The 3,884-nt window shown below is 58.5% G+C and carries 4 protein-coding genes; 1 reads left to right on the top strand and 3 read right to left on the bottom strand.

Translation table 11 applies throughout. The features are described from left to right. Positions 1-117: 117 nt before the first annotated feature. Positions 118-690, bottom strand: a complete 573-nt coding sequence (locus tag I5W_RS29470; RefSeq protein WP_083893466.1) for a class I SAM-dependent methyltransferase — start codon at positions 688-690, stop codon at positions 118-120. A gap of 58 nt (positions 691-748) precedes the next feature. Next, positions 749-1,717 carry an AraC family transcriptional regulator gene (locus tag I5W_RS05085; RefSeq protein ID WP_044528429.1) on the bottom strand — a complete coding sequence of 323 codons (969 nt, stop codon included), beginning with the start codon at positions 1,715-1,717 and terminating at the stop codon, positions 749-751. A 119-nt stretch (positions 1,718-1,836) separates the two neighbouring features. Here I5W_RS05085 and I5W_RS05080 point away from each other — a divergent pair, with 119 nt between their 5' ends. Further along, the gene (locus I5W_RS05080) at positions 1,837-2,868 is read left to right on the top strand and encodes an SDR family oxidoreductase (RefSeq protein WP_044528428.1); all 1,032 of its coding nucleotides are present in this window, start codon (positions 1,837-1,839) and stop codon (positions 2,866-2,868) included. Between the two features lie 195 nt (positions 2,869-3,063). Here the strand turns inward: I5W_RS05080 and I5W_RS05075 are convergent. After that, positions 3,064-3,884, bottom strand: an 821-nt coding sequence (locus I5W_RS05075) for an AraC family transcriptional regulator (protein WP_044528427.1), incomplete at its 5' end; no start/stop codon positions are given.

The following is a 3,884-nucleotide window of genomic DNA, read 5'->3' as shown; positions in this document are numbered from 1 at the left end:
TTTTTGCTGGAGGATTTTTTGCCCATTTTGACCAAAATGGCTGTGGGCAACTGGATGCACCAAGTTAACCTGGATTGGTGCCGTGGGCATGAGGATAGTACAACTGCAGCTCGTCAGCTACGTCGTCAAGACGGCATCAAAATAGTGGTTACCGCCCCTGTCGACATATACATTCCTAAGAAGCATACCTGCCATATTCAGCAGGTGCCTGTACTCCACTTCTCCTAGTGATAACGATAGCTGCCCTGTTTGAATGTCACGCCACTCACATCGGGTACGTGGGGCACTAAACAAGAAGCGCCCACCTGGTCGTAGAGCTTGTCCGACCTTCTCAATCATCCGTCGTTGATCACTTTCAGAAAGAAGGAAAAGAAGTCCCACGGCGACTGCACCGTCAAACTTTCGGTCAAAAAGTGTGCTGCTCTGAATCGTTTCACAAAGTGCATGCGCTTGGGGAAAACGTTGGCAAAACATCGCCAAAAGTGTCGGGGAGGCATCGATACCAAAGACAGTAAAGCCGGCATTGATTAACGCTTGAGAAACTGGCACACCTGATCCGCAACCGATATCCACCACTTCACTGCCCGGCCCAAGGCCGCTAGCCCACTGCCTCACGATCTCACTCCCAACACTGGATCGAGCGGCAGCGAATGCTGAGGCAACTGCTTCCCAGGTCTTTGCATTGTCCATTTATGATTTCGCTGGTTTGACAGGCGCGCACATAACGGCGGCTTCTGGCCGGAAACGGTCATGCGCCACTGTAATGGCGAACATACTGTGCGGGAGCACTTGATCCTCTGCCCGCCAGTTCTGCAGTTCGGTAAGTTCTCGGCGATGTTCCCGTGATGCGCTTGAATGCATTACTGAAAGCGCTCTCTGACGTATAACCCAACGACAGCGCCACTGCCGCAACCGACGAATTTCCTTCGCGCAATGCGCGTTGCGCCAGATGCATGCGCCACTCGGTCAAGTAAGTAAGCGGTGCCACGCCGGCAGCTATCTTGAAGCGCGAGGTGAACGTCGTGCGCGACATGGCGCAAGCTTGAGCAAGCTCTTCCAAATGCCAGGCGCGGCTCGGGTCGCCGTGCATCAGACGCAATGCCGGTGTAAGACGAGGTTCAGCCAGGGCTCGCAGCCAGCCGGTCGGTACCGGACCGGCATTATTCAAGTGCGCGCGCAGGATATGGATGAACAGCAGTTGCGCCAACTGCGCCGACGCCAGCTGGCGACCCGGCAAGCTGGTCGCTCTTTCTTCCATTAGCTGGCCCAGTAACCAACGAAAACTGGCCGCTTGCGGAGTTGTCGCAGGCACGTGTATCCACGGTGGCAAGACGTCGCGCAACAGCTTACCGCTCACCGGATCAAGCAAGACGTGTCCGCCAATATGCTCGAAGTCTTGTCCATTCCCGATGACTGCCGTCCCCGTGTTCGATCCAGAGAACAATGCCATCGCGTCGACCGCCTGCACATCCGCTGCACTGGACAATGTGAAGGCCCGCGGCGCTGCAAGCAGCCCGACGTCGCCGGTGTCAAAGCGTACAAGTTCGGGCTCGCCGTCGATTTCGACCCAGCAACTGCCCTTCACCACGGCAAAGAATTTGATTTTTTCTGGTGCAGGAAAGCGGATAGCCCATGCTCCGCCGGCTGTGAAGCCGCCGGTTGCGATTGATTCGGCGCGCGTAAATTTGAGAATGTCGGAGAAGGGGTCGATCTGCATTTCCGAACTATCGCGCAAGTAATCGGTATTTTCAAGTATTCATAATGCGGCCATCCAGCCTTATCTTCTCTTTACTTTGGCGCTGGCCACTGGGGCCGGCAAGTAATGCGGGAAATGACATGAGCAATACATTGGTACTGGTGACGGGCGGAACGGGATTTATTGCGCAGCACTGCATTATCGCGCTGCTGCAGGGGGGCTATCGGGTACGAACAACAGTGCGTGACCTCGCTCGGGAAGAGCAAGTACGTAGCTACCTGAAGATCGGCGGCGTCGATGCGCAGGATCATTTGTCCTTCGTAGCGGCCGATCTCACAGCAGACCGCGGATGGAGCGAGGCCGTCGCCGGCTGCACTTACATAATGCATGGCGCTTCACCTACGCCGTCTGGCGACCAAGTGACGGAGGAAGACTGGATCAGACCGGCGGTCGATGGCAATTTGCGCGTACTGCGCGCCGCGCGCGATGCCGGCGTCAAACGTGTGGTGCTGACTTCGGCCTTCGGTGCCATCGGTGTCGGACATCCACCGATGACGCGCCCCTTTAATGAAACTGACTGGAGCGATCTCAACAATGAATCGGTCGCGCCTTATCAGAAGTCAAAAACGCTCTCCGAACGCGCGGCTTGGGATTTCATCGCTGCGGAGGGGCGCGGCATGGAGCTGACGGCAATCAATCCGGTAGCTGTTCTCGGCCCGGTGCTCGGCGAGGATTTCTCCCATTCCATTCATCTCGTTAAGTTCATGCTGGATGGACAGCCAGCCTGCTTGAAAATTAATTCCGGTTTCGTTGACGTACGCGATGTGGCGGACCTGCATATGCGGGCAATGACGAGTCCTGCCGCGGCCGGTGAACGTTTTCTGGCAATCGCCGGGGAGAGCATGTGGATGAGCGAACTAGCGAACGTCTTGCGGCGGCATCTCGGCGACGCGGCCAGTAAGGTACCCACCAGGGTGATGCCCAATTGGGTGGCGCGTCTGGTCAGCAATCAACATCCTGCGGTGCGAGCCGCGCTGCCGTTGTTGGGGCTCAAGATGAATGCGACGGGTGAGAAGGCGCGGCGCCTGCTGGGATGGTCTCCGCGCTCGCGGGAGGATGCCATCGTCGCGACCGCGGAAAGTCTCATTCGATTGGGATTGCTGCGACGTTAACACCGTTGGCGGCAGACTAGACGGTGGATTGCCCAGATACAATCGATGCCATGAGCGCACTGGTCATGCAACCAAGCGCTCCGGGCTACCTGAGCGAATGCCGCATACGGTTACTGAGCGTGCAAACTGGCCGCCCAAGTCTTGCTCAATGAGATGTGCGGCCAACTGGCGATCTGTAGCGAAGCGTCGCGCATCTCATCTAAATCTGGAGCGGTAACGACCGGGGCTTTCGCCCACCATACGTTTGAAAGCGATGCCAAAGGAGGTCTCGGATTCGTAGCCAACGGTGCGTCCGATGCGCGCCAGCGTTTCATCGTTTGACTTCAAGGCATGTCGCGCCACCGTCATACGCCAGCGCGCCAAGTAGGCAAGCGGCGGAAGGCCGACCTGGTTGCGGAAACGTTCAGCGAAGCTGGTACGCGACATCGCGGCCGCCGCCGCTAGCTCGGCGACGGTCCAAGGGCGCGCAATGTCGCCGTGCATCAAGGCTAGTGCCCGTCCCATCCTGGCATCCGCGAGCGTCCCCAGCCAACCCGGGCAAGCTCCACTGGCCAAGTGAGCGCGCAAGATCTGAATCAACACCATCGCAGCAAGTTGGGCGGCAAGCGCCGTTGCGCCGGGCTGCACCGTCCGGGTCTCCAGCTGGATTAGTTCCAGCAGGGGGCGCAAAGCTTGCGCCTGCGGTGCTGCGGCGCGTACCACGATCAACGGTGGCAACAATTGCAGCAGCCAACCGCCCAGTTCCTCATCCAGAGTGAAGCGCCCACCGGCACCGACGGTGTTGAAGTCACCCTCGCCGTAGCGGACGACTCCATCGGCGCCCAGGCCTTCGGTCATAGCGCGTGCGCCGTCGGCAAGCTGCGCATTAGGATCGCTTGCGACGCGGTAAGGACGTCCATCGCTCAGCAAATAGAAATCGCCGGCGGCCAGCTCGATCCAGGCCCCGCCCTGTTCCGTCCATAGCCAGCGAGCGCCCTCGATCACGCCGCCGAACTTAATGGCCGTAGGCCGAAAAT

The organism is Herbaspirillum sp. B65 (genome assembly GCF_000333555.1).
GTDB lineage: Bacteria > Pseudomonadota > Gammaproteobacteria > Burkholderiales > Burkholderiaceae_D > Herbaspirillum > Herbaspirillum rubrisubalbicans.
The sequence above is the reverse complement of the archived record's forward strand: the minus strand, read 5'-3'. Positions and strand labels throughout refer to the sequence as shown.

Coding starts and splice junctions, on each gene's coding strand:
- I5W_RS05085 (WP_044528429.1), bottom strand. CDS start 1,717: ATGCAGATCGACCCCTTCTCCGACATTCTCAAATTTACGCGCGCCGAA.
- I5W_RS29470 (WP_083893466.1), bottom strand. CDS start 690: ATGGACAATGCAAAGACCTGGGAAGCAGTTGCCTCAGCATTCGCTGCC.
- I5W_RS05080 (WP_044528428.1), top strand. CDS start 1,837: ATGAGCAATACATTGGTACTGGTGACGGGCGGAACGGGATTTATTGCG.